We start from the raw sequence: 24,973 nt of genomic DNA on the forward strand, positions 1-24,973 counted from the left end.
AGAGGACGGGCATCACTGCCTGTCCTCTTTTTCATATACGATACGGCCGCCGACGACGGTTTTGACAGCTTCCAATTCATGAAGCTTTTTCGGGTCCGTCCTGAACGGATCACCGCTGAGTACGGTAAAGTCGGCATCATAGCCGGGGGCGATCCGTCCGCGGCTATGTTCTTTATGGATAATGGCCGCGCTTCCCTCCGTGTAAAGCTGAATGGCTTCGTACACGGTCAGACACTCTTTTTCATAATAGGCCGGACCTTCCGGGTGCTGCTTGCTCGTACGGAGCACAGCCGATTGAATACCCAGAAGCGGATCGGCCGGCTCAATCGGGGCATCTGAACCTCCGGCGCACAGCAGCCCTTTTGACAGCAGTGTTTTCCAGGCGAAAGCCGTTTTCATCCGCTCTTCTCCGAGCCTGTCAATCACCCACGGAAAATCACTGGCCACAAAATGCGGCTGAAGATCAAGTCCGATCGGCAGCCGGGCGGCTCTTTCAATCAATCCGTCATCTAATACTTGCGCATGAATGAGCCTGTCTAGCTGTCCGGGCTTTGCCGGGTATCTTTCGATAACATCCAGCACCTTTTCAAATGCAAGGTCGCCAATCGCGTGCACGGCGATCTCCATCCCTTTCTCTCTCGCTTTATAAACAAGAGCGGCAAGGGTTTCGTCATCATGCACCTGAACGCCGGAAACAGACGGATCATCATGGTAAGGCTTTTTCAATAGAGCGGTTCTGCCTCCGAGCGCACCGTCAGCAAAAATTTTCATCGCTCCGTATTCCAAATAAGGTCCGGTCGATTTATCCAGAGCGCTCCAGCTGTCGACGGCTTCGTGATGTACGAGCAGATGGGCGCGAAAAGGATAAAGGCCGCTGCCGGTTAATGACTCGTACGCGGCAACGGGAACGGACGCGTCTCCGTAGTATGCCAGATCTTCTGAATGCCCGCCGGTCAGGCCTTTTGACCAGCAGTCCGTAATCGCCGTTTGAAGCGCGCGTTTGACATAGTGATGTGAGACGGGCGGCAGGGCCTGTGTCACAAGCTCTTGGGCTTTATCCAGCAGGAGGCCTGTCGGACCGGTGCCGTCCCGGACGATAATCCCGCCGTTTGGATCAGGTGTTTCGTTTGTAATTCCCGCCGCGCGCAATGCGGCCGAATTAACCGCCGCGGCGTGCCGGCATACCCGCTTCAGCAGGACGGGGCGGTCGGGAAAGAGCGGGTCAAGGTCATGCTTCGTGACGTAATCCGGCTGTTCAAACAGATTTTCATCCCAGCCTTCGCCGATCAGCCATTCGCCATCTTCCAATTCACGCTCTGCTTCTTTTGCGGCCCGCAGTATCGCTTCTTTTGACGTCAGCTGCGACAAATCGAGGCGAAGCTGTTTTTCCCCGTGTCCGATTAAATGCATATGACTGTCCGTAAACCCCGGGAACATGACAGCCCCATGTAAATCGATTTCCTCCGTATCAGGCGAACCGTATGTTCCTTGGAGCTCCCGGAAGCTGCCCGTCTGCCTGACGACGCCTTCTTCGGTATAAATGGCTTCAGTGACATGATTCTTGTCCAGCATTGTATAGATGGTGCCGCCGTGCCAAATCGCTTTCATCCCCGCTCACCCTTTATCCTGTATTATGCTTTTTTATCAGCCTTCAGCCGTTCTTCACGCTGTCTCAGCTCCACACGTCTGATTTTTGCGGACGCCGTTTTCGGCAGGCTTTCGACAAACTCAATTTCTCTCGGATATTTGTAAGGCGCCGTAATCGTTTTTACGTGGTTTTGCAGTTCTTTGACAAGTTCATCACTGCGCTTTTCATCGTCTTGTAAAACGACATAGGCTTTTACGATTGAACCTCTGATTTCATCCGGGCTCGCCACGACGGCACATTCTTTCACTTCCGGATGCTTCACGAGCGCGTCCTCTACTTCAAAAGGCCCGATTGTATATCCGGAGCTGACGATGATGTCATCATTGCGGCTCTCAAACCAAAAGTAGCCGTCCTCGTCTTTTTTCGCGCGGTCTCCTGTAAGAAAGTAATCTCCGCGAATCTGCTTTTTCGTTCTTTCGGGATCTTTATAATATTCCTTGAATAAGGCCGGTGTGCTCAGATGCACGGCGATATCGCCCGTTTCGCCTGTTTCGCATATTTCGCCTTTATCGTTTATAATCTCCACTTGATTTCCAGGGGTCGGTTTGCCCATGCTTCCCGGCTTAATATCCATATCCTTCAGGACGCCGACTAACAGGGTGCTCTCCGTTTGGCCGTATCCGTCTCTCACTTTAATGCCGAAATGCTTCCGGAATACGTCAATGACTTCCCGGTTTAATGGCTCACCCGCAGAAACTGCGCTGTGAAGGGCAGAAAGATCATATTTGTCCAACTCCTCCACTTTTGCCATCAGGCGGTATTCCGTCGGGGTACAGCAGAAGACATTTACTTGATGGCGCTCCAGCAGCTCTAAATACGTCTTGGCGTTGAATCTGCCGTGATAAATGACTCCTGTCGCGCCGCTTCCCAGAACGGCGAGCAGCGGGCTCCACACCCATTTCTGCCAGCCGGGCGCCGCGGTGGCCCACACTGTATCGTCTTCAGAAATATCCAGCCATGCACCGGCTGATGTTTTTAAATGGGCAAAGGCCCAGCCGTGTGTATGTACAACGCCTTTAGGCTGGCCGGTCGTGCCTGAAGTATAGGACAAAAACGCCATGTCTTCTCTTGTTGTATCAGCTGTTTGAAAACTGTCTCCGTCCGCTTCAATCGTTAGGAGGTTTTTCCAGCCGGCATCATTTTCACCGATTGACAATGTCACCAGCTGATCAGTATTTACCTCGTCAAACGCGTTTATAAATGAAGGATAAACGATAGCGCCTTTCACTTCGGCGTGTTTGATCCGGTATTCAAGGTCTTTGGCGCGCAGCATTTCCGAGCAAGGAATGACGACCATCCCCGCTTTTAAGATCGCTAAATAAACGGCATACGCTTCAAGCACTCTCGGAACCATGACAATCAGCTTATCGCCTTTTTCAAATCCGAGACCTTTCAGGCGGGCTCCGATTTTATTCGTTTCTTCCATCAATTTTTCATACGTCCAGACTTTCTTGCCGCCTGTTTGATCTTCCCAAATAAGCGCGTTCTTCTCTTTGGAACGGCTGAACTTTTCGATTTCATTTACAAGGTTATAGTTCTTTGGGGCGATTAAATCTTCTCGTTTTAACACGAACAACTCCTCACTTTCTTTCCCCATTATACATAAACATAGGCCATTACAATAAAAATATGCATAAATTGCTTCCCGCCTTCTATCTATTCCCATGAAAAAAGAGCGGGGAATTCCCCGCTCTCTTAGCCATTATGTGAAGTTGTGATTAAAACTGCTGCTGGCTGCTTCCGCCCATGCTTTGCTGAGCAAAAGAGACAAGACGTTTTGTGATTTCTCCACCGACAGAACCGTTGGCGCGAGAAGTTGTTTCCGGTCCAAGGTTTACACCGAATTCAGAAGCGATTTCATACTTCATTTGGTCGATAGCTTGAGCAGCGCCTGGCACTAAAAGCTGGTTGCTGTTTCCGCTGTTTGATTGTTGTGACATGTGTATCACCTCCTTGTGAGTATAGAATGTGATAAAACACATGTCTTCATTCAAAAAAACTTTGGTAATTGTATACAGTTTTAAAACAGGCCGGCAAACTTATCTTGAGCTTCCTGCTCCGAGTAAACAGTGATGGTTTCGATGCCGGCAGCGGCCTCTGCAATCAGCGGTTCAAAATCAACGAAGCTTTCGAAGTGCTCGATTTTTTCTTTTTTCGGACGTGTTTTCGGACTTGGCGGCGTAAAGATGGTGCAGCAGTCCTCAAACGGCTGAATGCTCGTTTCATAAGTGCCGATTTCTTTTGATTTTTCGATGATTTCTGTTTTGTCCATTCCGATTAAAGGGCGCAAAATCGGCGTTGCCGTCACCGCATTGATCGCATACATGCTTTCAAGCGTCTGGCTCGCTACCTGCCCGAGGCTTTCTCCCGTAATGATCGCGAGCGCTTTTCGTTCTTCTCTGATTCTATCCGCGATTTGCAGCATAAGACGCCGCGTCGCCGTCATCGTATAGTTCTCCGGGATTTGTTTTTGGATGAGTTCCTGCGTCTTTGTAAACGGCACGATATGAAGTGTCATACTGCCGCCGAACTTCGCGAGGCATCCCGCGAGATCCATGACTTTCTGCTTTGCCCGTTCACTCGTATACGGCGGACTGAAGAAATGTACGGCTTCAACTGATAATCCCCGTTTCATCGCGTAAAAACCGGCGACCGGACTGTCAAAACCGCCGGAAAGCATCAGCATCGCTTTACCCGCGGAACCGACAGGAAGGCCTCCGGCGCCTTTTTCGTTACGAATCGTCAGGAATGTCGCTTCCTCCCTGATTTCAATCCGAAGCGGAATATCGGGATGTTTCACATCGACGGTTAATCCATCCGTGTTTTTCAAAATATGGCCGCCGATTTCAGCGTTCATCGCATTCGTATCTAATTCAAACTGTTTGTAAGCCCGTTTGGTCTCGACCTTAAACGTATTCCCCGGTTTATATTCGCCTTCTATCGCGGCTAAAGCCGTTTTTTTAATGTCTTCCAGCTTGCTTTCGCATTTAATTGCGAGACTAAAGCTTTGAATGCCGAATATATTCTTTAATAAGGAACAAATTTCCTCCGGGTTTTCTCCATTAAGAGTAATCGACATCCGGTCCCGGTTTGAAAAGTATTTTACTTTTTTATAATCCTTTAATACCAGGCGGATATTCTGTTTTAATCTTTCAATAAAACTGCGTCTGTTTTTTCCTTTTGTGGATATTTCACCAAAACGGATTAAAATATGATCGTAATTCATATGCTACCTCATCATTTTTTTTAGTTTTTGAACAGCCGGCACCAGCGCGGCCATAAACGGCTCCGTGATGTCAGCTGTATGGCTGAAGTTCAGGCTGACTCTTATGCTGCTTGATGCAATCTGTTCGCCTTTATTCATTTGCAGAAGAACACGGCTCGGTTTGTGCTCTCTTGCCGAACATGCCGCGGTTGTGGAGACATATATTCCTTTTTCCTCAAGCATGTGCAGCAGCACTTCCGCCTTCACGCCCGGAACGGAAAAATTAATGATATGCGGCGCGCTGTTTTCAGCGGGGGTGTTGATGACGACCCCGTCCGTCCCGCTCAGCCTTTCCATGAGCGCATTCTTGGCAGCCTTCACGGAAGAAAGCCGCTCATTCATGTCACGCGCGGAAAGATTGATCGCTTTCGCAAGGGAAACGGCGCCTGCCGTGTGTTCCGTTCCGGCGCGGACGCCTTTTTGCTGCGAGCCGCCCGTGATAAGCGGAATGAGCCGCGTTCCTTTTTTGACGATAAGCGCTCCGGTCCCTTTTAAGCCGTGAAACTTATGCCCTGAAACGGTGCAAAGGTCAATGCCCGCTTCTTCTATAGACAGCGGAACTTTATGAATGCCCTGCACATGATCAACATGAAACAGAATATTCCGGTGCTGCTTCAAAAACCCGCCGATTTCCTTTACAGGCTGAATGGAGCCGACTTCGTTATTGACATGCATGACGCTGACGATTATCGTATCCGGCCTGATAGCCGATTTGACGTCTTTCAAAGAAACGAAGCCGTTTTGATCGGCCGGAAGATATGTGACTTCAAAGCCGAACAGCTCTGTCAGCTGATCAAGTGTCTCCGTCACAGAAGGATGCTCAATCGCCGAAGCAATGATATGTCTTCCTTTACTCATGTTTGCCCAGGCTGCTCCCTTTAACGCAGCGTTATTCGCTTCAGTCGCGCCCGATGTAAATACAATATCATAATTTTTTAAACGCAAGGTTTTTTTTATTTGCTGAGCGGCCGCTTCAAGGAGCTGTTCCGTCTCAGTTCCTAACTGGTGCAGAGACGAAGGATTGCCGAAATAACGGCTGCTCGTCTGTTTGTACACATCCAAAACCTCTTCATACGGCTCGGTCGTTGAGCTGTTGTCTAAATATATCATTTTTTTTACTCCTTTAATGAAAACGGTACATCGTATGATATTTATGCTACCATAACAAAAGTAAATATAAATTCGCAATAAATCGAGTATTGACTTCTCTGTACATTGCCATATAATAAGTAATGTTCGTTTTGTTATATTATCTGACAATTAATTGACAGAATATTTCAACATAGTATTTAGGAGGATTTTTATGAAACACTCACTACCTGTCAAAGATACCGTTATTATCGGTTTCATGCTTTTCGCACTTTTTTTCGGGGCAGGAAATATGATATATCCGCCGGAGCTCGGGCAAGCGGCGGGGCATAATGTCTGGAAAGCGATGGGCGGTTTCTTACTGACCGGCGTTGGTCTGCCGCTTTTGGGTATTATCGCCATCGCATTAACGGGCAAAGACGCGAAAGGGCTTGCCGATAAAGCTCATCCGGTATTTGGGACTATTTTCACCGTTGTGCTTTATTTATCAATCGGGCCGCTTTTCGCGATTCCGAGAACCGGAACCGTTTCATATGAAATCGGTGCAGTTCCGTTTTTAAGCGGCATTCCGGAAAGATTATCTTTATTTGTTTTCACGTTGATCTTTTTTTCTATTACGTATTATTTAGCTCTTAACCCTTCCAAAATAGTGGACAGAGTCGGAAAGATTTTGACTCCTATTAAATTCGGTATTATTTTAATCATCGTCGTAAAAGCCATTGTCACTCCGATGGGCGGGCTGGGCGCCGTACATCAGGCATATTCCGGAACGCCGGTGTTCAAAGGATTTTTGGAAGGCTATAAAACAATGGATGCGCTCGCCTCAATCGTCTTCGGCGTCGTTGTCGTCAACGCTGTTAAAAGCAGGGGCGTCACCCAGCGTAAAGCGCTCGCCGCCGCTTGTATTAAAGCGGGTCTGATTGCAGCGGCAGGTTTGACATTCATTTATTTATCTTTGGCCTATTTGGGAGCGACAAGCACGGACGCTGTGGGGCCGCTCGGCGAAGGCGCAAAGATTTTATCAGCTTCATCTGATTACCTGTTCGGTTCACTGGGAAACATCGTTCTCGGCGCCGCCATCACCGTTGCGTGTTTAACGACAAGCATCGGGCTTGTCACATCTTGCGGCGAATATTTTTCAAAATTGATTCCCGCTTTATCATACAAAATGGTGGTTACGATTGTCACGCTCTTCAGCCTGGCGATTTCAAATTTCGGACTTGCTGAAATTATTGCATTTTCAGTTCCTATTTTATCAGCCATTTACCCGCTGGCGATTGTCATTATCGTCCTTTCCTTTATTGATAAAATGTTCAAGGAAAGACGCGAAGTCTATATCGCCTGCCTGATCGGAACGGGGCTGTTCAGTATCCTGGACGGTTTGAAGGCAGCCGGCATTCCGCTCGGATCATTAGATTCATTCTTAAACGCAAATCTTCCGCTTTACAGCATGGGAATCGGCTGGGTGCTTCCGGGCATTGCCGGAGCGATCATCGGCTGCATCATCACATTTTTTACCAGCCCGCCCATCGAATTAAATAAAGCAAAATCGTAACATTCAGCGCCTGCGGTTTGATGTATATCAGCCGCAGGCTTTTTATATTCCGTGAGAAACTAAAAAACTGCACCTCTGATTTCCATCAGGGTGCAGTTTTTGCTTGTGCGTCTATGAAGCAGATTGATCAGCTTTAATTTTTTTCACGGCGCCGGGAGCTGTTTTTTCAACAGCATCTGCCGCCATCTCATAAGCTTCATTATAGCTGTAAGCGTAAAACAGCCGTTCCGCTTCTTTCAGCTGTTCGGATAAAATATGATTCTGGCTTCGGAAGCGGTTGCCGTACTGGATGATCCGCTCAATCAGCTTCACCTGAATCACAAGATCTTCCGCCTCTTCGCTGACTTCCTCAACCACCTTTTCGGCTTCGGCCAGATGTTTGGCGGCTTCCTCCATGTTCAGCGGCAGCTCTTCCAATTGGCTGACGGTTTCTTCTATATGATGATTTGCCGTCTCGAGCTTGTCCTTGACTTGTTCAGGAATTCCCGGCACGTTGCTTTTTTGCAGCATTCGGGCTGTGTCAGAAATGGTTTTCCGAAGATGCATCAGCGTTTCCCGCGCCTGCAGTTCTTCTTTTCTGAGCGCCTGCAGATTTTCACGGTATTCGGCATGTTCTTTCTGAGCCTCTTCCATCTGCTTTTCGATGGCCTCGACTTCTTCAATCAGCAGAGAGTAAGCGACATGCTCGCCGTCAAGCTTTTCTCTCGCCTGCTCAAGGAGCCGGCCGATCGTTTCCAGCTGTTTTTCGAAGGCATGCTGTCTGCTGATTTCTCCCGCCGTCAGCTGATAGCTTTCCTTGACGAGCTCCGTTTCGGTTTTTGTGCGGTCTTTTTCTTCCTCAAGCTTCTCATACGCGATGATCAGCTCAGGCATTTTGCCTAATACGGACTGTCCGGCTTCCACTTCGCCTTCCAGCTGTTCATACATCGATTGAATGGTTTCATCAATCAGCTGAAGAATGGCGGACGCTTCGTCAACATCCAATTCTTCCAAAAGCGCGTTTTCGGCCCGTTTCACTTGATTTGTGAGGGTCTCCAGCTCTTTTTCGATTTGAATATGCTCCAATTTGTAGCCTTTTTCCGTCATTTCCCGGTAGCCGTCTTTCAGCTTGGCAATTTGGTTCGGCACGGTCTGTTTACAGTCGGCGAGCAGTTTCGGAACGTCATCTATGTATGTCTGAAGCTGATCCAGTCTGCGGTCCTGTTCAAGCAGCACTTTTCTCGCTTTGATGTAATTGCCGCTTTCCGTCTCTTCTTCGAACTCTTTTATGCCGCTCCAAATTTCGTCGAGATCCGTCTCCAGGCTGTTATAAAGCTCTCCGTAGAGATGGCTGTACGCCAGAAGATTTTTTCGCGCTTTTGAATACCGCTCACGCACCTGTTCAATCTCTCCGCGGCTTTTTTCCTCGCTCGTCACAAGGTCGCTAATCTCACGCAGTATGCCTTCTATATTTGATTCGGCTGCAGTGAGGAGGTCGTCGATGTGGACAAGCACCTGATTCGCTTTTTTAAACCGGTATTTGTCGGCGTTCTCTTCGGCATCATAAAGGAGCTCTTCTACTTTCGGCAGATGGGCTGTGACAATTTCATCCCACTCTTCGCGCCATCTTTCAAAGAACTCTTCCGTCTCTCCGGTCATTTTCAGATGTTTGATCTTGGACATTTCTTCCACTATCGAACGGTTTAAAATTTCAATCTTCCATGACTCCAGCCGGTCAATTTCCGTATAAATTTTTTTCCTGAAAAAGTAGCCCGCCGCAAAGAGCGCGAGCAGTATAACCAATAATCCGATGACTAACTCCATAATGAGCCCCCTTGTTGTTCTCTTAATCTGTCAGGGTGTTTTATGTATTCAGAAAGATTTCAATATATGTATTGAGAAAATCTGTCGTTTTCATTGTTATTATGATACCATGTAACCAACATTTTTTGACCAGAAATCAAAAACTTTTTGCATAATTTCGGCAGGATTCTGCAATTTTTTAATGGAGTGACACAAATGGAAAAACGAGACGCTCATATCCACACCCCTTTTTGCCCTCACGGCTCGAAGGATGCGCTGAAACAATATGTCGAAAAGGCCCTAGAAAAAGGCTTTGACTCGATCACATTTACAGAGCATGCCCCCCTTCCCCCGTCTTTTCAAGATCCCGTACCGCTTCAGGACAGCGCGATGGATCTCAGACAGATGGAGGTTTATTTGGAGCGGCTGTCACAGCTGAAAAAGGAATACGATGGACAAATCAGCATTCTGACTGGGCTAGAAACCGATTTTATCACAGGGTATGAAGAGGAAACCGCGGCGTTTCTGAACACGTACGGCCCCTCACTGGATGACGGCATTTTATCCGTTCATTTTTTGAAGACCGGCCCGTCTTATATATGCCTCGATTTTGACGAGCACGCGTTTCAGCAGCTTGCCGACCGCTTCGGAAGCGTTGAAGCCGTATATGAACAATACTATGAAACCGTGTATTCTTCCATTGTAACACCGCTCGGCCCCTTTAAGCCAAAACGGGTCGGCCATATCACGCTCGTCAAAAAATTCGCGCGCCTTTTCCCTTACAGCATGTCACCTCAAATAAGAGAGCTTGCGGCCCGCTGTCTTGACGCCGTGAAAGAACACGGAATGGAGCTGGATGTGAATACATCCGGGCTCAGAAAGAAGTTTGCCGGGGAAGTATACATGGAGGATTGGATGGCTGAGACGGCGAAGCAAAAAAAAATCCCGCTTATATTCGGGTCGGACGCCCATCAAGCGGAAGATGTCGGCAGTTCCTACGAAACGTACAAAAGCATCATTACTTCATAAGCGCCGCATCAGGCCGTCGGAACACGCTTTCGATCCAGATCTTCACCTCTTCAAAATACCTTTTATAAAAGTACGGCTCATGAGGCTGCATATAGAGCACCTCCGTAATATATTGAGGCTGGAGATACGGCATCATCAAGAGGGATTTCAATTGCAGAATAAAATGCGGCACGGGCAGCGTCAGCCGTCTATGGCGTGACTGCCCTTCTTCAATCACCAGCTGGAAAATATATTTTTCTTTCATTAAGTAAGTAGACATAATTTCCCTGATCAGCACGGAATCAATCGTCACTTCCCGGTATACAAACCGCGTTAATTGACGGTTATCGTGCTGATAGGATAAAATATCGAAAATCACCCGCAGGATGCGTTCCTGCGCGTCTTCACCGTTCATACTGACGGCGGCTTTTTCCAGCGCTTCAGTATAGCCTTCGTAAAACTCGGAAACTAAATGTTCCATTAATCCGCCTTTCCCTTTAAAATAGTAGGAGATGTGCGCAACATTTACATCAGCTGACTTTGCGATTTCACGGACGGACGTGCCGGAATAACCTTTTTGGTTAAACAGCTGGACAGCGGCGTTAATAATTTTGTCTTTGGTGCTTACTTTCATACGGCTCACCCCTTTATGTGTAACAATTCAAGCAGAAAGGCGCCGTTCCTGTAAGAACTTCTCGACAAATGCCGGCAGAACGGCCGGAACTTTGTTTGATATTATAGAAAAAGTGAGGGTTTTCCATGTTTCATGTCGAAAAACAATCCGGAGATAAAGAAAAAAGTTATCAGCTTCTGCTTAAACAGCTCGAAGCCATGACAGAAGATGAAACGGATGCGATCGCAAATTACGCGAATGCGTCAGCGCTTTTATACCATTCATTACATGAAGTCAACTGGGCGGGGTTTTACTTCGCTAAAGAGGGCGAGCTCGTGCTCGGACCGTTTCAAGGACTCCCTGCCTGTGTGCGCATTCCGTTCGGCAGAGGCGTATGCGGCACTGCCTACTCTAATGGCGACGTGCAGCGGATTGCCGATGTGAATGCGTTCCCGGGACATATCGCCTGTGACGCGGCTTCCCAGTCAGAAATCGTTCTCCCGATCCGCGTAAACGGTGAAGTGATCGGTGTGCTGGACATTGACAGCCCCGTGAAAAACCGTTTTGATGAAACGGACGAAACCTATTTAGCAAAGTTTGTTGAAACGCTTGAAAAACGATTAGGATAAAAAAAGGAGCCCGGCCGGCAGGCCGGCTCCTTTTTTATGTCGTCGTGCTGTTTTGATGGATGATCAGCCGGTTTTTGCCGTTCCGTTTGGCGATATAAAGCGCCTCATCCGCTTGCTGAACGAGCAATTTCAACGGCATCGGGCCGGTCTTTGACCAGCAGGAAACGCCGCAGGAAATCGTCACGCGCGGCTCGGTATTTTCCCGGATGGCGCGAACCAGCCTTTTAGCGATGCGTTCTCCGGATGACACGTTGATATTCGGCAGATAGACAGCCAGCTCCTCGCCCCCCCACCTCGCAGCGACATCATGCTCACGAATATGGTTCTTCATAACGGAGGCCACCTGAATCAGGATCGAATCTCCCGTTTGATGACCGTATGTATCATTAATATTTTTGAAATTATCGATATCAACGAGGATGAATACACCCCGTTTATGAATTTTCATGCTGTATTGAATTTTCTCATCCAAATAGGTTCTTGAATACAGCTCCGTCAGCTGGTCTGTCTGAACAAGATGCTCAAGCCTGTCGCGCAGCATGGAGTTCGTGACCGCCAATGTCGCATGGTGAATGAGCGCTTGAAAAAGCTTATACATTTCAAACGTAAAAGCATACAAATCCTTTTTCAATAAAATCGCGAACCCGAAGACGGTGTCATTTTCGATCATCGGCACCGCCATCAGCGAGCCGAAACCGTTTTCGCCGAATACAGTCTTTCCGCTGCCGATAAACACGCCCTTTTCTCCCTCGAACAGCTTTTCTTTCACAATGCTGATATAGGGGTTCGCACGTTCTGTCTTAAAAAAAGCGGTATGTCCCGGAAGCAGATTTTGCGTCTCAAAATGATCAATATGAAAAAAAGCCACTTCTTCCGCATGAAACGATTGGGTCATAATGGCGGCGAGCTCCCGCATCGTATCAGTGAGTCTGAGGCGCTGATTCAGCTGGCGCGATGTTTCATTAATGAGCTCCAGATTCGCAATGCTTTTTTTCGATTGCTCATAGAGCTGCGCATTTTCAAATGCTTTTCCCGCTGCGCCCGCAAGCAGCAGCATTTCACTGAGAGTACTGCACGAAAGAACGGCATCCTGCAGCCCCTCCGTCTTCAGAACCCCGTAAGTCCCCTGCTGGCCTTTGATCGGCAGATAAGCAGATGACCTGCCTTTTCTGAGCAGTCTCCCCGATAAATAAACCTTCAGGGCAGACGGATCGGCATCTTTTCCGTCCATATGTAATTCTTTTGCGGGAAGCTGTCTGTCCGTATCCTGATCCTGCGTGATAAACAGTGAAAAACGGAAAGACCGGAAAGCCGTACTCAAACTTGCCTGCAGTTTTTCCAAAACCTCATTTTGGTCCAAAAGCGAATGGAACATTTCTGTCATTCTGTGAATTTTCCGCTGATGCTTCGTTTTGTCAAACAGCCCGCTTTGTCTCACAGATTGATTGATAAACTGAGTAACGATCTCAGGCAATGATTCCGGGATCGGCAGCCCGCCTTCCGAGCACAGATAAAAGGATCTGCCGGAGGTCTGATTCCTGATCATAAAACGGCCGTCACTCTCTTTCAGCGGAGCATAATGCGGTTCATCTTCTGTTTTTATGGTGAAACGTGTTGATTCTGCCGGTGAAAGGGTCAATGAAAGAGATGTAAAGCAGGATTCTAGAGCTGAGGCCAGCCATAACAGCGAGTCGGATAATGAGACGGATTCAGATTTCGTTAAGAAAAAAGAAAGCATTTTCTGATGAAAGGCCGTCACTTCATCAATTGTTTGTTTTTTCATTTTTATCACCTAAACATGTACTACTCATTTTTGTACATTATATCATAAACCGGCACTCTTCATGGAGAAATGGTTGACGGCGGCGGGGAAAAATCATATAATGTTCTTTGTGTGAAATATTGCAGCCTTTTTGTTCAGCTTCTGTGTTTGCATTTTGTTCCTTAGCTGTAAGGTGTATCGTGTAACTCTCTGCTGCTGGAGCGAGGATACATGAAAACAAAATGTGCACGGTCGGATCGAACAGACGGTTTTTATTTTCCACAAAATAAAACCAAAGGAGGAGTCACATTATGGCTCGCTATACAGGTCCATCTTGGAAACTGTCTCGCCGTTTAGGAATCTCTCTTAGCGGTACAGGTAAAGAATTAGAAAAACGCCCTTACGCACCAGGCCCCCACGGTCCGGGACAGCGTAAAAAACTATCAGAATACGGTTTGCAATTGCAAGAAAAGCAAAAACTTCGTCACATGTACGGTGTAAACGAACGTCAATTCCGCACATTGTTTGACAAAGCTGCAAAAATGACTGGTAAACACGGCGAAAACTTCATGATTCTTTTAGATGCACGTCTTGATAACGTTGTGTACAAGCTCGGTCTTGCACGCACTCGCCGTCAAGCTCGCCAATTAGTTAACCACGGTCACATCCTTGTTGACGGAAGCCGCGTTGACATTCCGTCTTACCAAGTAAAACCTGGTCAAACAATCGGTGTTCGCGAAAAATCAAGAAACCTTTCTATCATCAAAGAATCTGTAGAAGTAAACAACTTCGTTCCTGAGTACCTTACTTTCGACGCTGAAAAGCTTGAAGGTACATTCACTCGTCTTCCAGAGCGCTCTGAGCTTGCTCCGGAAATTAACGAAGCGCTTATCGTTGAGTTCTACTCCCGTTAAGTAAAACGCTCTTTAAAGAGCATTGGATTAAACCCCGGACATGTTGTGATGACAATGTTTCCGGGGTTTTTCTTTTGGGCTGTCAGAATAATGGACAGATGCTCCCTCTCTTTATTAAAAAAAGCCCCGGACAGGGGCTTTTTTTATGTGCCAACTGGCTTTTCAGCTACATGTACATTAGAAAAACCCATTTGACAAGCAGAAGCGATTTTTTACATAATGAATCATCATACCTTACAAAAAAGGAGCGACTGAATGAACAGCATCCCCTCTATCGTCAGCAAACACAAAGCCTATTTTGCGGCGGGGCATACGAGACAGCTAGAATCGAGACTGAACATGCTGCAAAAGCTGAAACAAGCCATCAAAACACAAGAAGCCGATATAACAGCCGCTCTCTATCAGGATCTCCACAAATCCGAACAGGAGTCGTACACGACAGAAATCGGAATTGTACTGGAGGAAATCAGTTTTGTGATGAAGCGGCTGGGAAAATGGGTCAAACCGAAACGAGTCAAAACGCCTCTGACTCACCTAGGCTCGAAAAGCATCATTATCCCTGAGCCATATGGAACCGTTTTGGTGATTGCGCCCTGGAACTATCCCTTGCAGCTGGCGCTTTCTCCGTTGATTGGAGCCATTGCAGCGGGAAACACGGTCGTTCTCAAACCGTCAGAATATACGCCAGCGGTTTCCGCTGTTCTTTCCAAACTCATCAGCAGCGTTTTTCCTAGTGACTATGTCGCTATGGCGGAGGGCGGGCCCGACGTCAGCACTGTGTTATTACAGCAGCCCTTTGACTATATTTTCTTCACTGGAAGCGTTGCCGTGGGAAAAATCGTCATGGAGGCCGCCGCCAAACAATTAATTCCCGTTACCTTGGAGCTCGGCGGCAAAAGTCCCTGCATTGTCCATAAGGATGCTGATATACAGCTTGCCGCCAAACGCATCGTCTTCGGGAAATTTACAAATGCAGGGCAAACCTGCATCGCACCGGATTATTTATTTGTCCACCAAGATATCAAAACGAAGCTCACAGAAGAAATGAAGCGTGCGATCAGCGAATTTTACGGCCCTCAGCCTGAACAAAATCCGCAGTACGGCAAAATCGTCAGTGAACGCCACTATCAGCGGCTGCTCAGCTTTCTGAATGATGGCATCCCGCTCACAGGCGGACAATCTGATCCCGCTCATCATAAAATTGCGCCGACCATTCTCGAACAAGTGAGGGATGACTCTCCAGTGATGCAGGAGGAGATTTTCGGGCCGATTCTTCCGCTGTTTACATACGGCGATATCAATGAAGTCATCGAGAAAGTCCAATCACGCCCAAAGCCGCTCGCTCTGTATGTCTTCACCACAAACAAAGAAACTGAGCGCGCTGTTTTAGAGAATCTGTCGTTTGGCGGAGGCTGTATCAATGATACGTTAATGCATGTTGCGACGCCGTATTTGCCATTCGGCGGCGTCGGGGAAAGCGGCATCGGCAGCTATCACGGATTTGACAGCTTTAACACGTTTACGCACAAAAAAAGCGTCGTCAAACAAACGAATCGCTTCGACTTCGCTTTCCGTTATCCTTCTTCCAAAAACGGGCTGCGAATGATTCGGAAAATACTTAAATAAAAAAGCGCAGAGTATCTGCGCTTTTTATAAATCCTCTATACACCAATTAATCGGTTCGTCTCCTAAATTAAACCTATTTTTAAAAGTTCAAATCGAAGTCTAATAGTAAAAATGAACCAACCCAACTGTAGGAAAGGTTAATCCTCATCACCCTGGTGAGTCCTATAATAATTCTCAGCAGTATAAATATTCCATTCCCAAAAACTTGATCCCTGAGATAAAATATACCTATCTAAGAATATCTCAAAATTAAGTTTCATGGGTTCATACTCAACAAATCCGTGGAACCATAAATAGTTTGGGTCTGTGGACATTTTGGTTTTGTCAATTAACAAATAACATCCGTCTAACAGATGTGCGACGGGAATAAACTGAGGCTTTAAAAAACCATTTTGCATATACTTTTCAATCTCTTCTAAATTAAGAATATGCAAACCCCCACCTACATTCTCACCGTAAATCAACAAATCAAATATTCTGGCTCCGTTATGCAATTTTAAAAAGCTTTTATAATCTTCAGGAAGTGAGACTTTTATTTTCTTCTCAAAACTCTCAATCTCCAGATCTGTTGCACCTTTAGAGAAAGTACATTCTGTTTCTAAAAGAGTTCCTTCATTCCCTAAAATTTTTAAGCGGCCTTTTTCATCAATTAATTCTTTTAGACCTTGGAGCGTTTTTTCAACAAAAACTGCCATTGAAGCACCTCTTACTTATTAATATTTATCCCACCAAGGATTTAATAGGTTTTGGTGCATATCACGAGGGAGAGGGTACAAATTATTAAAATTATTCTTTCCCCCATACTTTAGCGGAAGCACATGGTGAATATCGAATGAACTCCAATTCCACTTTGGATCACCGTATGTGTCGATGTACTTCTTGATATAGTTACCTCGGTCCGTTCTGCTATCCCATTTTGCTCTTTTATCGACAGGTACAACCGGAAAATTTGCTTTAGCCGGTAAGGGCATTGTTTTTTTGCTGTGAGTATTTATTATCTCTGGATACAGCATTGCTATTTTATTCGCGAGAGCAGGAGCCAATGTTCCAGTTGAAGTATCAGGAAGTGAACCTTTCCATCCGGCTACCGAAGTATGTTGGGACATAAAAAACTTTGTCTTTTTAGGATAATACGACTTTGAATATGATTTACCTGCTTTAATATCCTTCCCTAAAAATTCTCTATTATGGAGAAAAACCCTTCCATATTTTCCGCTATAAGTGTTACTTTCATATAAATCGTTTCTGGCTTCGATAACTATCGGCTTTTCGCCAACTATGCTTGCTATTTTAATTGTGGTTGTGTGGATTTTTTGTTGGGGTCATATATTGTTGTGTAGGACATCGTAACTAAGCTAGCTGCTTTAGTGTGCGCTTTTCTTCTTTTTTCTCAACGTCTGGCACATTAACAATGTTGTTTTCTTCTTTGGCTAAGGGGTTCTTATAGGTTATTTCATTGTGGCTATCCTGTTTGGCAAGTTGTCGTGCCTCCTTAATGATGGAAGCCTGGCCATCATTATTGCTCTTAGCCACTCCATTCTTATCTACTGTTAAAGTTTCTTTTTCTTCAAAGGTTACTGGTTTTGCTAATCCAAACGAGTCCTCTTGTGTTGCTTTCGTTTGCGGCGAAAATCCAACAGCAATCAATAGAGTTGCGACAAGTAAACAGATTGAGTTTTTTAACAACCTCATACAAATCCTCCTTCATTTGTTTTCTGGTCTATCATGCTATATTTTTACTTTTATTTAAACAATTTGAAAATTAACCCTGCTCCCTTTAATAGGAGTTCCTTTTTGAGAAGTCCTAAAGTAACTGTTTAGTAGAGATTCGCGCTTTGCTTTTGTTTTAACCCTAAATGCCGTCAGGAGTCATGGATTGCATATGCCGTTTGTGAGCCATATACGCCGTTAATAAGTTCTTTACCTTTTTATCTAGGCAATGATGGAGATCTGCTGACAAGCCTAAATCCGAACTGAATTCCTGTAGTTGCGCTGCCATGTCTTTTTTATGGATAATAACAGGGTTGAGATTTGGCACCCTTTCAGCCGCACACCTCCCATTCTTTCCTAATTCCTCTAAGGCTTGACTAATTATTTTATGTAATCCCTCCAATCATATTCTTTCTAAACTGCCCCCGTACTCAGTCGTTAACCGCCAATCGTTTATCCCGAGATTTACCGGACGCAGTTTACAGAGAACATAAAACTTTTTTCATTACTCGAGAGACGAATACTGCCATAACTTTCTGGGAATATTTGATTTGTAAGAGAATACTGCTGCTGTACCACCCATAAGAGAAAAGCCTCCTACTGTGTTGACTCGCTTAACAGTTGGAGGCTTTTGTCCTTAAATTTAAAGCACCCTCCCCTGCGGGAAAGCGCCTGCCTGTTTATTAACTATTACCATAATACCTTATATAAAAAAATTAGATGAGTTTGCTTATATTTTAAATTTCTTCATCCTTCTAAAGCTGTATATTAAGCTCTATAAGCTTTTTTAAGTCATTCGCATTTCTTGTTTAATATGGAGATTTAAACCACTTATCTAATTTAATTTTTTGAGAACAATAGAAGCGTTTACGTTTGTTTGCGTTCCCCCTGCTAAAGTTTGAAGAGTAACTGCTGCTGCAGAAGTATGATTTACAAGAGTAAGAATGTCACCTGCTGCTAGAGTAATTATGGCCTGACCATTGTTCTGTTGAGTACCAGCTCCTGAACCGTAAACTGTGTTCGTCACCGGCCCTCCATTTACAAATAAAGTGAATTGGTTAGGCTCTACACCCGAGACTGAAAAAGTGACCTCGTAATCTCCTGGAGTGGTTACTATAATTTGAGCTGTTCCAGGGGCATGTGTAATGCCAGCAGTAGTGATTCCAGTTGAGTCAAAAATTACCGGAGCCTCTATAGCTACCGTTTCTGCACTTAGATTGTACACATAAGCATATTCTGATAGCCCAGATCCTGTGGCTCCGGTTGCTCCGGTTGGACCGATATCTCCTGTGGCTCCGGTCACTCCAGTGACTCCCGCCGCTCCAGTTACCCCGGTCGCTCCAGTGGCTCCTGTGACTCCGGCTGGTCCGGCTGGTCCGGCTGGTCCGGTGGCTCCGGTGGCTCCGGTTGGACCGATATCTCCTGTGGCTCCGGTCACTCCAGTGACTCCCGTCGCTCCAGTTACCCCGGTCGCTCCGGTGGCTCCGGTGGCTCCGGTTGCTCCGGCTGCTCCCGTGGCTCCGGCTGGTCCGGTTGGACCGATAGCTCCTGTGGCTCCGGTCACTCCTGTGACTCCCGCCGCTCCAGTTACCCCGGTCGCTCCGGTTGCTCCCGTGGCTCCGGCTGGTCCGGTTGGACCGATATCTCCGGTGGCTCCGGTCACTCCTGTGACTCCCGCCGCTCCAGTTACCCCGGTCGCTCCCGTGGCTCCTGTGACTCCGGCTGGACCGATAGCTCCTGTGGCCCCGGTCGCTCCAGTGACTCCCGTCGCTCCTGTGGCTCCGGCTGGTCCGGCTGCTCCCGTGGCTCCCGTGGCTCCTGTGACTCCGGTTGGACCGATAGCTCCTGTGGCCCCGGTCACTCCTGTGGCTCCCGCCGCTCCAGTTACCCCGGTCGCTCCCGTGGCTCCGGCTGGTCCCGTGGCTCCTGTGACTCCGGTTGGACCGATATCTCCGGTCGCTCCTGTGACTCCGGTTGGACCGATATCTCCGGTGGCCCCGGTCACTCCTGTGGCTCCGGCTGGTCCGGTTGGACCGATATCTCCGGTGGCCCCGGTCACTCCAGTGACTCCCGCCGCTCCAGTTACCCCGGTCGCTCCGGTGGCTCCCGCCGCTCCAGTTACCCCGGTCGCTCCTGTGACTCCCGCTGCTCCAGTTACCCCGGTTGCTCCGGTGGCTCCGGCTGGACCGATAGCTCCTGTGGCCCCGGTCGCTCCGGCTGGTCCGGCTGGTCCCGTGGCTCCGACTGGTCCGGCTGGTCCTGTAACCCCTGGAATCCCTCGCACCCCTCGTAATCCTCGTTGTCCTACAATAACTTTTGTATAACAGATGGGACAGCACTTACAGCAGTTTGGTTTCGGTAGTTTTTGTTTACATTTAGGGCATCTTCTATGCTGATCATAACCCATCAGCTGCTCATCTCCCTTAATGATTAATATATCATTATAATATGTTTAATTTATAAATAAGTGAGCACTAGTTTGATCCTCATTAAGTTTGTCAGCTGATCTTATATTATTTATCAATTTCTGTTTATAAATAACTCTTCACATTATTGTAATCCCTATTTGAATCGATGGGGACGCAGAAATATTTTGCCTTCCAGTCTACACTGCGGATTTTATCTGTTTCAACAATAAAAATTACATATTTGGCAAAAGATCTTCTCTTTGATGCGTCTGACCGTTTCGCGGGAAACGCCAGAATGCAGAGCGATTTCACGATATTTCACCCCGTCTACTACAAAGACAGTCCTGTGTTTCTCGTCAACTATTTCTTCAGTAGCTCAATCAAGAAAATCAACAATAGATTCACATTTCCAGAGCCATTTTTCTCGGCGGTCCACTTGGCGTAATTCTGCCTGACGTTCGCCCTCTGATCCCCTCGGCATCCCCGCTTCATCTCAAATCGATTCTCAGATAAAAGAGCATCCCCAAACCTTTTGTTTAATATCAGTAAGCATAGATACAACCCCTCCCTGTACCGATTCCTCAAAAAAGTTACTCACTCTATTATTCCCCTCCCTATACTGCTATCACAAAACCCGAATATATAAATCCCATTGTATCCTGAAACTTTCATTTCTATCAGTTGTTATTTTTAATTTTAAAATACCGATTCCTCTTTTTGCTTTTGCCGCTCGTACACTAGCAAATAAGCGTTCATCCTGTCTTTAAACTTCTTTTACAAGTAAAAGGTCAGCGTCTCTTCCGGATTATGCAACCGTACCGTTTTTTTCTCACACACCAAAAATCCGAGCAGCAGGATAAGTGAGCAATAAACTCGCGGGCCATGTGTTTTTAACATGCGGCACTTATTTCATTCGATAATTAAGCGAGTTGAGACAAAAAGTGGTTTTCCTCTACAGAGTGATTCCTCAGCAACCCTTCCTTGCAAGAGAATAAAAAAAGCACCCAGTCCGGATGCTTCATACATTAAAATCATCGTCCTTCCTTCTTCAATCACACCATACTCAGCTGCGGTTCAAATAATTCATAGTGAATGGATTCCGGCGGTGTATTGAATTCAGAAATCAGCTTTTTCATTTCTTTAATGAATGACGGTGATCCGCACAGGTAAAAATCAGCATCTTTATCTGTCATCACTTCTTCTAACAGCTGTTTGTCAATCCGGCCTTCCCGAAAACGAATGTTTTCTGAACGGTCTTGTTCGGACGGCTCGCTGTAAATAAAGAGGGTGTCAACGGATGAGTGTTCCGCGGCTTCTTCAGCTTCATGCCGCAACGCATGATACTCTCCGCTCCTTGCCGCATGGATAAAGAGAACGTTTCGCTGCGGCTGGGTTTTGGCAACCGTCTTTAACATGCTGATCATCGGGGTAATTCCGACACCGGCACTGATGAGAACCAGATTCTTTTTGGAATCAGGGTCTAATACGAAATCCCCGGCCGGAGCGCTGATCTCAATTGAATCCTTTTCGTGTAATTGGTCATGCAGATATGAAGAAACAATTCCGTCTTTTTTCACGGAAATCCTGTAATAATCCTTACCGGATACATCCGACAAACTGTACTGGCGGATATGCGTATAACCCGTGTCCGGAATGTATACTTTTACACTGATATACTGTCCCGCTTTGAACTCGGGGAGAACTTGTCCGTCTTCCGGTTTTAAATAAAACGACGTTATCTCCTTGCTTTCTTTTACCTTTTTATCAATTTTAAACGCCTTATAGTCTTTCCAGCCGCCTTTTTGCGTTTCCGCTTGTTCATACATGTCCTTCTCAATTCCGATAAAAGCGTCTGCAATGACGCCGTATGCTTTTTCCCATGCCTGAATGACCTCAGGAGCAGCCCCGTCTTTTAGCACATCCTTTATCGCGATTAACAAGTACTTTCCAACGATTGGGTAATGCTCGGGTTTAACACCGATACTCCGGTGTTTATGGCTGATTTGTTTGACGACGGGAACGATGTTTTCCAGCCGGTCAATATTGGCTGCGGCTGCAATCACAGCATTCGACAAGGCCGTACGCTGTGTTTTTTTCTTTTGATTCGTCTGATTAAAGATATTCAGCAGCTCAGGGTGATGCTGAAAAAGCAGGTCATAAAATCGGCCTGTGATTTCTTCACCATGCTCTTCTAAGACCGGCACTGTGCTTTTAATGATTTCAATCGTTGTTTCATCGAGCATTCTAAAAATCCCCCTAAAGATGTATGCATCTCGATTGACCTGAGAAAAGAATCGTTTTTGAATTCTTTTTTATAGATTTCCCCGTTCAAAAAGGGTTAGCCATTCCAATTTGAGACGGATTCAGGAAAAACCAGAAAAACGAAATTGCGGCTGGAAAATTGTGGACTTGCCATGGTGTACTTGTCCGATGCAAAACCCTCCTTGTCAGCATTTAATAAAGTACGGGAGGTGAGATGAATGGGTAAAAAATCGAAAGTGTATTACTGTGACCCTAAGTATATTGTGACTGACAAGTATACTGACAAAGAAGTGGTTTACGTCCATCCCATCAAACACATTAACAGAGAGCATATCCGTTATGTTCCCCGCCACGTTTATAAGGAAGAAACAATTCACGAAGTCATTGATCCGGGCGATCCGGGGAAATGCGGGTGTAAAAAGCAGAAAAAAAGACGCAAAAAGTAATTGGTTCGATTTCTTGCCTTATCTCAGGTTAAACACGTAAGTTTCAGCAGACCTCCGTACCTTTTGGCTCCTCTTTTTCAGAGGGGTCTTTTTTCATAAGCAAATACGTTGTGAGGCGGGAATCTGCCTGATATTCTTGTCATATACAAATTCACAGGAGGCATGATGTATGAGCAAAAAAATCGCAGTTCTGATGACAGATCAATTTGAGGATATTGAATACACAAGCCCGGCGGAAGCATTTAAAGAAGCGGGCCACAGTGTGGTGACAATAGATTTGGAAGCTGGGAAAGAAGTGACGGGCAAGCACGGTGAGAAAGTAAAGATCGATCAAGCGATCTCAGACGCAGACGCCAAGGAATTCGATGCGTTATTGATTCCCGGAGGCTTTTCACCGGATCTTCTGCGCGGAGATGACCGCCCGGGTGAATTCACTAAAGCATTCGTGGAAAATCAGAAACCCGTTTTCGCGATCTGCCATGGCCCGCAGCTGCTGATTGATACCGACCTTCTTAAAGGAAAAGATATCACGGGATTCCGCAGCATCCGCAAAGACTTAATCAATGCCGGCGCACATTATAAAGATGAAGAAGTCGTCGTGAGCCATAACATCGTAACGAGCAGAACACCTGACGATTTGGAAGCCTTTAATCGTGAATCATTGAACCTGCTGAAATAAGAGAAAAAAGCACAGACCCGTTCAGGGACTGACCCCATAATATGAGACAAACAAAAAACACCTTCAAGTTTGAAAACGGATCGTTGTTATCCGAAATTAGACTTGGAGGTGTTTTTCTATGAGGGCAAGAGTGAGTTATCCGGTTGAAGTCAAACAGAAGGCTGTAGAAATGAGATTGGCGGGCGTGCCTGTGAAGGAGATCATGCAGGAATTGAATATAAAGAATAAGACGCAGGTGCAGACATGGGTCAGGTGGTATAAAGCTGGGGACACACATCGATTCGAACAACCTGTCGGAAAGCAATATTCTTATGGAAAAGGTCCAGAGTATTCTTCCGAATTAGAGAAACTGCAGGCAGAAAATCGTTATCTGAGACAACAGAATGAAGTGTTAAAAAAGTACAACGAATTGGAAAGGAAGCTGATAGCGAAACGCCAGTCGAGCTTGTAGAAGCATTGCGCGGCACAATGACCATACAGGATATCTGTATTCATTTAGGTATCTCACGAGCATCTTATTATCGTTGGAAGAAGAATCTGATGAAAGATAACCCTAAATACCATTTAGAAAAACAAATCGGCACGTTGTGCCGAGAACACAAGTATCGATATGGCTATCGGAAAATCACAGCCATATTAAAAAAGGGAATGCGTATTAATCATAAAACGGTTCAGCGCATTATGAAGAAAAATCAGTGGCAATGCCGGGTTAAGGTGAAAAAGCGCAAGAAGAATGGGCAGCCATATGCCGTGGCCGAGAATATATTAGATCGGAACTTTCAGTCTGATCGCCCTCTGGAAAAGCTAGTAACGGATATCACATATTTGCCTTATGGGCAGAAACAATTGTATCTTTCCAGTATATTGGATTTATACAATGGAGAAGTGATTGCTTTTACGATTGGCGATAGACAGGACACAGATTTTGTCTTACACACACTTGATCAGCTGCCCGTACTGCCAGAGAACTGCGTGTTACATAGTGACCAAGGTTCTGTTTATACATCTTATGAGTATCAGAAAGCTGTTAAAACAAAAGGCATTACCATGAGCATGTCCCGCAAAGGGACACCCGCTGATAATGCCTCCATCGAATCGTTTCATTCCTCACTAAAGTCTGAAACGTTCTACCTCGACAGGTTGGAAAGCACTACGACGACCATCGTAGAGCAAACTGTCGAAACCTATATATACTATTATAACAACATTCGTATTCAAACGAAACTAAACAACCAGCCGCCGGTCACATACCGACAGCTGGCTGCTTAAAGGTGTTTTGATCCCTGTCTCAAAAACGGGGGTCAGTCCCTTCAGTCTGTGCTTTTTTTATGGACTTTTCACCGGCTCTCAAAAAACACCATCAGTTAGACTATTCTCCGGCCCATCCACCATAAGTAAAATAAAAAGAGAATGTTTTAAAACCCGACAGGAGGTTCGCTATGTGGATGATCATTTTGCTGCTTATCATTTTAGTCGGTTTTACCGGTAATATCGTCTCGCTTTTGAGAGCGCAAAAACACGCATCTCAAAGAATAATTGAGCTTTTAGAAAAGCAAAGCCGAAAATAATCTGTTAGC

General features: G+C 46.1%; 21 protein-coding genes. 9 read left to right on the forward strand and 12 right to left on the reverse strand.

What is annotated here, in order from left to right:
• Positions 1 to 12 precede the first annotated feature (12 nt).
• The 5 genes from NYE62_RS14750 to NYE62_RS14770 all read right to left on the reverse strand — a co-directional run bounded on the left by NYE62_RS14750 (position 13) and on the right by NYE62_RS14770 (position 6,023).
• On the reverse strand, positions 13 to 1,608 hold the full coding sequence (locus NYE62_RS14750; RefSeq protein WP_095352864.1) for an amidohydrolase: 1,596 nt from the start codon (positions 1,606 to 1,608) through the stop codon (positions 13 to 15).
• A gap of 23 nt (positions 1,609 to 1,631) precedes the next feature.
• Positions 1,632 to 3,218, reverse strand: coding sequence for an acyl--CoA ligase (locus tag NYE62_RS14755; RefSeq protein WP_095352863.1), 1,587 nt, complete (start codon positions 3,216 to 3,218; stop codon positions 1,632 to 1,634).
• A 148-nt stretch (positions 3,219 to 3,366) separates the two neighbouring features.
• Positions 3,367 to 3,588, reverse strand: a complete 222-nt coding sequence (locus tag NYE62_RS14760) for an alpha/beta-type small acid-soluble spore protein (protein ID WP_007408043.1) — start codon at positions 3,586 to 3,588, stop codon at positions 3,367 to 3,369.
• A gap of 80 nt (positions 3,589 to 3,668) precedes the next feature.
• On the reverse strand, positions 3,669 to 4,874 hold the full coding sequence (gene thiI, locus NYE62_RS14765) for a tRNA uracil 4-sulfurtransferase ThiI (protein ID WP_095352862.1): 1,206 nt from the start codon (positions 4,872 to 4,874) through the stop codon (positions 3,669 to 3,671).
• Positions 4,875 to 4,877: 3 nt separating this feature from the next.
• Positions 4,878 to 6,023 (reverse strand): cysteine desulfurase family protein, encoded by a 1,146-nt coding sequence (locus NYE62_RS14770; RefSeq protein ID WP_144663878.1) that lies wholly within the window; start codon positions 6,021 to 6,023, stop codon positions 4,878 to 4,880.
• Positions 6,024 to 6,216: 193 nt separating this feature from the next.
• On the opposite strand from NYE62_RS14770, the gene brnQ reads away from it, so the two are divergent.
• Positions 6,217 to 7,557, forward strand: coding sequence for a branched-chain amino acid transport system II carrier protein (gene brnQ, locus NYE62_RS14775; protein ID WP_007408040.1), 1,341 nt, complete (start codon positions 6,217 to 6,219; stop codon positions 7,555 to 7,557).
• A 111-nt stretch (positions 7,558 to 7,668) separates the two neighbouring features.
• On the opposite strand, the gene ezrA is transcribed toward brnQ, so the two are convergent.
• The gene (ezrA, locus tag NYE62_RS14780; protein ID WP_042635422.1) at positions 7,669 to 9,360 is read right to left on the reverse strand and encodes a septation ring formation regulator EzrA; all 1,692 of its coding nucleotides are present in this window, start codon (positions 9,358 to 9,360) and stop codon (positions 7,669 to 7,671) included.
• A 195-nt stretch (positions 9,361 to 9,555) separates the two neighbouring features.
• On the opposite strand from ezrA, the gene hisJ reads away from it, so the two are divergent.
• On the forward strand, positions 9,556 to 10,368 hold the full coding sequence (gene hisJ / locus NYE62_RS14785; RefSeq protein ID WP_156240453.1) for a histidinol-phosphatase HisJ: 813 nt from the start codon (positions 9,556 to 9,558) through the stop codon (positions 10,366 to 10,368).
• On the opposite strand, the gene refZ is transcribed toward hisJ, so the two are convergent.
• Positions 10,358 to 10,981: a forespore capture DNA-binding protein RefZ gene (refZ, locus tag NYE62_RS14790; protein WP_007408038.1), complete on the reverse strand. Its 624-nt coding sequence runs from the start codon at positions 10,979 to 10,981 to the stop codon at positions 10,358 to 10,360. The two genes, hisJ and refZ, sit on opposite strands and share 11 nt — an antisense overlap.
• A gap of 125 nt (positions 10,982 to 11,106) precedes the next feature.
• Here refZ and NYE62_RS14795 point away from each other — a divergent pair, with 125 nt between their 5' ends.
• On the forward strand, positions 11,107 to 11,589 hold the full coding sequence (locus NYE62_RS14795) for a GAF domain-containing protein (RefSeq protein WP_007408037.1): 483 nt from the start codon (positions 11,107 to 11,109) through the stop codon (positions 11,587 to 11,589).
• Positions 11,590 to 11,623: 34 nt separating this feature from the next.
• Here NYE62_RS14795 and NYE62_RS14800 read toward each other — a convergent pair whose 3' ends face one another.
• Positions 11,624 to 13,372, reverse strand: coding sequence for a sensor domain-containing diguanylate cyclase (locus NYE62_RS14800; protein ID WP_007408036.1), 1,749 nt, complete (start codon positions 13,370 to 13,372; stop codon positions 11,624 to 11,626).
• Between the two features lie 290 nt (positions 13,373 to 13,662).
• Here NYE62_RS14800 and rpsD point away from each other — a divergent pair, with 290 nt between their 5' ends.
• Both rpsD and NYE62_RS14810 read left to right on the forward strand, forming a co-directional pair.
• Complete coding sequence (gene rpsD / locus NYE62_RS14805) at positions 13,663 to 14,265, forward strand: 30S ribosomal protein S4 (protein WP_003152406.1); 603 nt, start codon at positions 13,663 to 13,665, stop codon at positions 14,263 to 14,265.
• A gap of 255 nt (positions 14,266 to 14,520) precedes the next feature.
• The gene (locus NYE62_RS14810) at positions 14,521 to 15,891 is read left to right on the forward strand and encodes an aldehyde dehydrogenase (protein WP_039063458.1); all 1,371 of its coding nucleotides are present in this window, start codon (positions 14,521 to 14,523) and stop codon (positions 15,889 to 15,891) included.
• Between the two features lie 137 nt (positions 15,892 to 16,028).
• Here the strand turns inward: NYE62_RS14810 and NYE62_RS14815 are convergent, their stop codons facing one another.
• The 4 genes from NYE62_RS14815 to hmpA all read right to left on the reverse strand — a co-directional run bounded on the left by NYE62_RS14815 (position 16,029) and on the right by hmpA (position 22,252).
• Entirely contained in the window at positions 16,029 to 16,586 is a 558-nt protein-coding gene (locus tag NYE62_RS14815) for an SMI1/KNR4 family protein (RefSeq protein ID WP_095352857.1), read from the reverse strand.
• Positions 16,587 to 17,241: 655 nt separating this feature from the next.
• Entirely contained in the window at positions 17,242 to 17,583 is a 342-nt protein-coding gene (locus tag NYE62_RS14820) for a hypothetical protein (protein WP_233162004.1), read from the reverse strand.
• Positions 17,584 to 18,436: 853 nt separating this feature from the next.
• The gene (locus NYE62_RS14825) at positions 18,437 to 18,904 is read right to left on the reverse strand and encodes a collagen-like protein (protein ID WP_272928447.1); all 468 of its coding nucleotides are present in this window, start codon (positions 18,902 to 18,904) and stop codon (positions 18,437 to 18,439) included.
• A gap of 2,157 nt (positions 18,905 to 21,061) precedes the next feature.
• Complete coding sequence (hmpA, locus tag NYE62_RS14830) at positions 21,062 to 22,252, reverse strand: NO-inducible flavohemoprotein (protein ID WP_095352854.1); 1,191 nt, start codon at positions 22,250 to 22,252, stop codon at positions 21,062 to 21,064.
• Positions 22,253 to 22,489: 237 nt separating this feature from the next.
• On the opposite strand from hmpA, the gene NYE62_RS14835 reads away from it, so the two are divergent.
• The 4 genes from NYE62_RS14835 (at position 22,490) to NYE62_RS14850 (ending at position 24,964) form a co-directional block, all read left to right on the forward strand.
• Positions 22,490 to 22,717: a hypothetical protein gene (locus NYE62_RS14835; protein WP_007408759.1), complete on the forward strand. Its 228-nt coding sequence runs from the start codon at positions 22,490 to 22,492 to the stop codon at positions 22,715 to 22,717.
• Between the two features lie 169 nt (positions 22,718 to 22,886).
• Complete coding sequence (locus tag NYE62_RS14840) at positions 22,887 to 23,396, forward strand: type 1 glutamine amidotransferase domain-containing protein (protein ID WP_007408760.1); 510 nt, start codon at positions 22,887 to 22,889, stop codon at positions 23,394 to 23,396.
• Positions 23,397 to 23,514: 118 nt separating this feature from the next.
• Positions 23,515 to 24,665, forward strand: a protein-coding gene (locus NYE62_RS14845; RefSeq protein ID WP_342497024.1) for an IS3 family transposase whose coding sequence is annotated in 2 segments (ribosomal slippage) — positions 23,515 to 23,788 and positions 23,788 to 24,665 — 1,152 coding nt in all. Because the reading frame shifts where the segments join, the coding sequence is not laid out codon by codon here.
• A gap of 170 nt (positions 24,666 to 24,835) precedes the next feature.
• Positions 24,836 to 24,964, forward strand: coding sequence for a hypothetical protein (locus NYE62_RS14850; protein WP_256683608.1), 129 nt, complete (start codon positions 24,836 to 24,838; stop codon positions 24,962 to 24,964).
• Positions 24,965 to 24,973 lie beyond the last annotated feature (9 nt).

Source organism: Bacillus sp. FSL K6-2861 (genome assembly GCF_038630725.1).
Lineage (GTDB): Bacteria > Bacillota > Bacilli > Bacillales > Bacillaceae > Bacillus > Bacillus velezensis.

Coding starts and splice junctions, on each gene's coding strand:
- NYE62_RS14760 (WP_007408043.1), bottom strand. CDS start 3,588: ATGTCACAACAATCAAACAGCGGAAACAGCAACCAGCTTTTAGTGCCA.
- NYE62_RS14800 (WP_007408036.1), bottom strand. CDS start 13,372: ATGAAAAAACAAACAATTGATGAAGTGACGGCCTTTCATCAGAAAATG.
- NYE62_RS14850 (WP_256683608.1), top strand. CDS start 24,836: ATGTGGATGATCATTTTGCTGCTTATCATTTTAGTCGGTTTTACCGGT.
- NYE62_RS14820 (WP_233162004.1), bottom strand. CDS start 17,583: ATGAGGTTGTTAAAAAACTCAATCTGTTTACTTGTCGCAACTCTATTG.
- rpsD (WP_003152406.1), top strand. CDS start 13,663: ATGGCTCGCTATACAGGTCCATCTTGGAAACTGTCTCGCCGTTTAGGA.
- NYE62_RS14840 (WP_007408760.1), top strand. CDS start 22,887: ATGAGCAAAAAAATCGCAGTTCTGATGACAGATCAATTTGAGGATATT.
- thiI (WP_095352862.1), bottom strand. CDS start 4,874: ATGAATTACGATCATATTTTAATCCGTTTTGGTGAAATATCCACAAAA.
- NYE62_RS14770 (WP_144663878.1), bottom strand. CDS start 6,023: ATGATATATTTAGACAACAGCTCAACGACCGAGCCGTATGAAGAGGTT.
- NYE62_RS14750 (WP_095352864.1), bottom strand. CDS start 1,608: ATGAAAGCGATTTGGCACGGCGGCACCATCTATACAATGCTGGACAAG.
- ezrA (WP_042635422.1), bottom strand. CDS start 9,360: ATGGAGTTAGTCATCGGATTATTGGTTATACTGCTCGCGCTCTTTGCG.
- NYE62_RS14835 (WP_007408759.1), top strand. CDS start 22,490: ATGGGTAAAAAATCGAAAGTGTATTACTGTGACCCTAAGTATATTGTG.
- hisJ (WP_156240453.1), top strand. CDS start 9,556: ATGGAAAAACGAGACGCTCATATCCACACCCCTTTTTGCCCTCACGGC.
- NYE62_RS14815 (WP_095352857.1), bottom strand. CDS start 16,586: ATGGCAGTTTTTGTTGAAAAAACGCTCCAAGGTCTAAAAGAATTAATT.
- hmpA (WP_095352854.1), bottom strand. CDS start 22,252: ATGCTCGATGAAACAACGATTGAAATCATTAAAAGCACAGTGCCGGTC.
- refZ (WP_007408038.1), bottom strand. CDS start 10,981: ATGAAAGTAAGCACCAAAGACAAAATTATTAACGCCGCTGTCCAGCTG.
- brnQ (WP_007408040.1), top strand. CDS start 6,217: ATGAAACACTCACTACCTGTCAAAGATACCGTTATTATCGGTTTCATG.
- NYE62_RS14810 (WP_039063458.1), top strand. CDS start 14,521: ATGAACAGCATCCCCTCTATCGTCAGCAAACACAAAGCCTATTTTGCG.
- NYE62_RS14795 (WP_007408037.1), top strand. CDS start 11,107: ATGTTTCATGTCGAAAAACAATCCGGAGATAAAGAAAAAAGTTATCAG.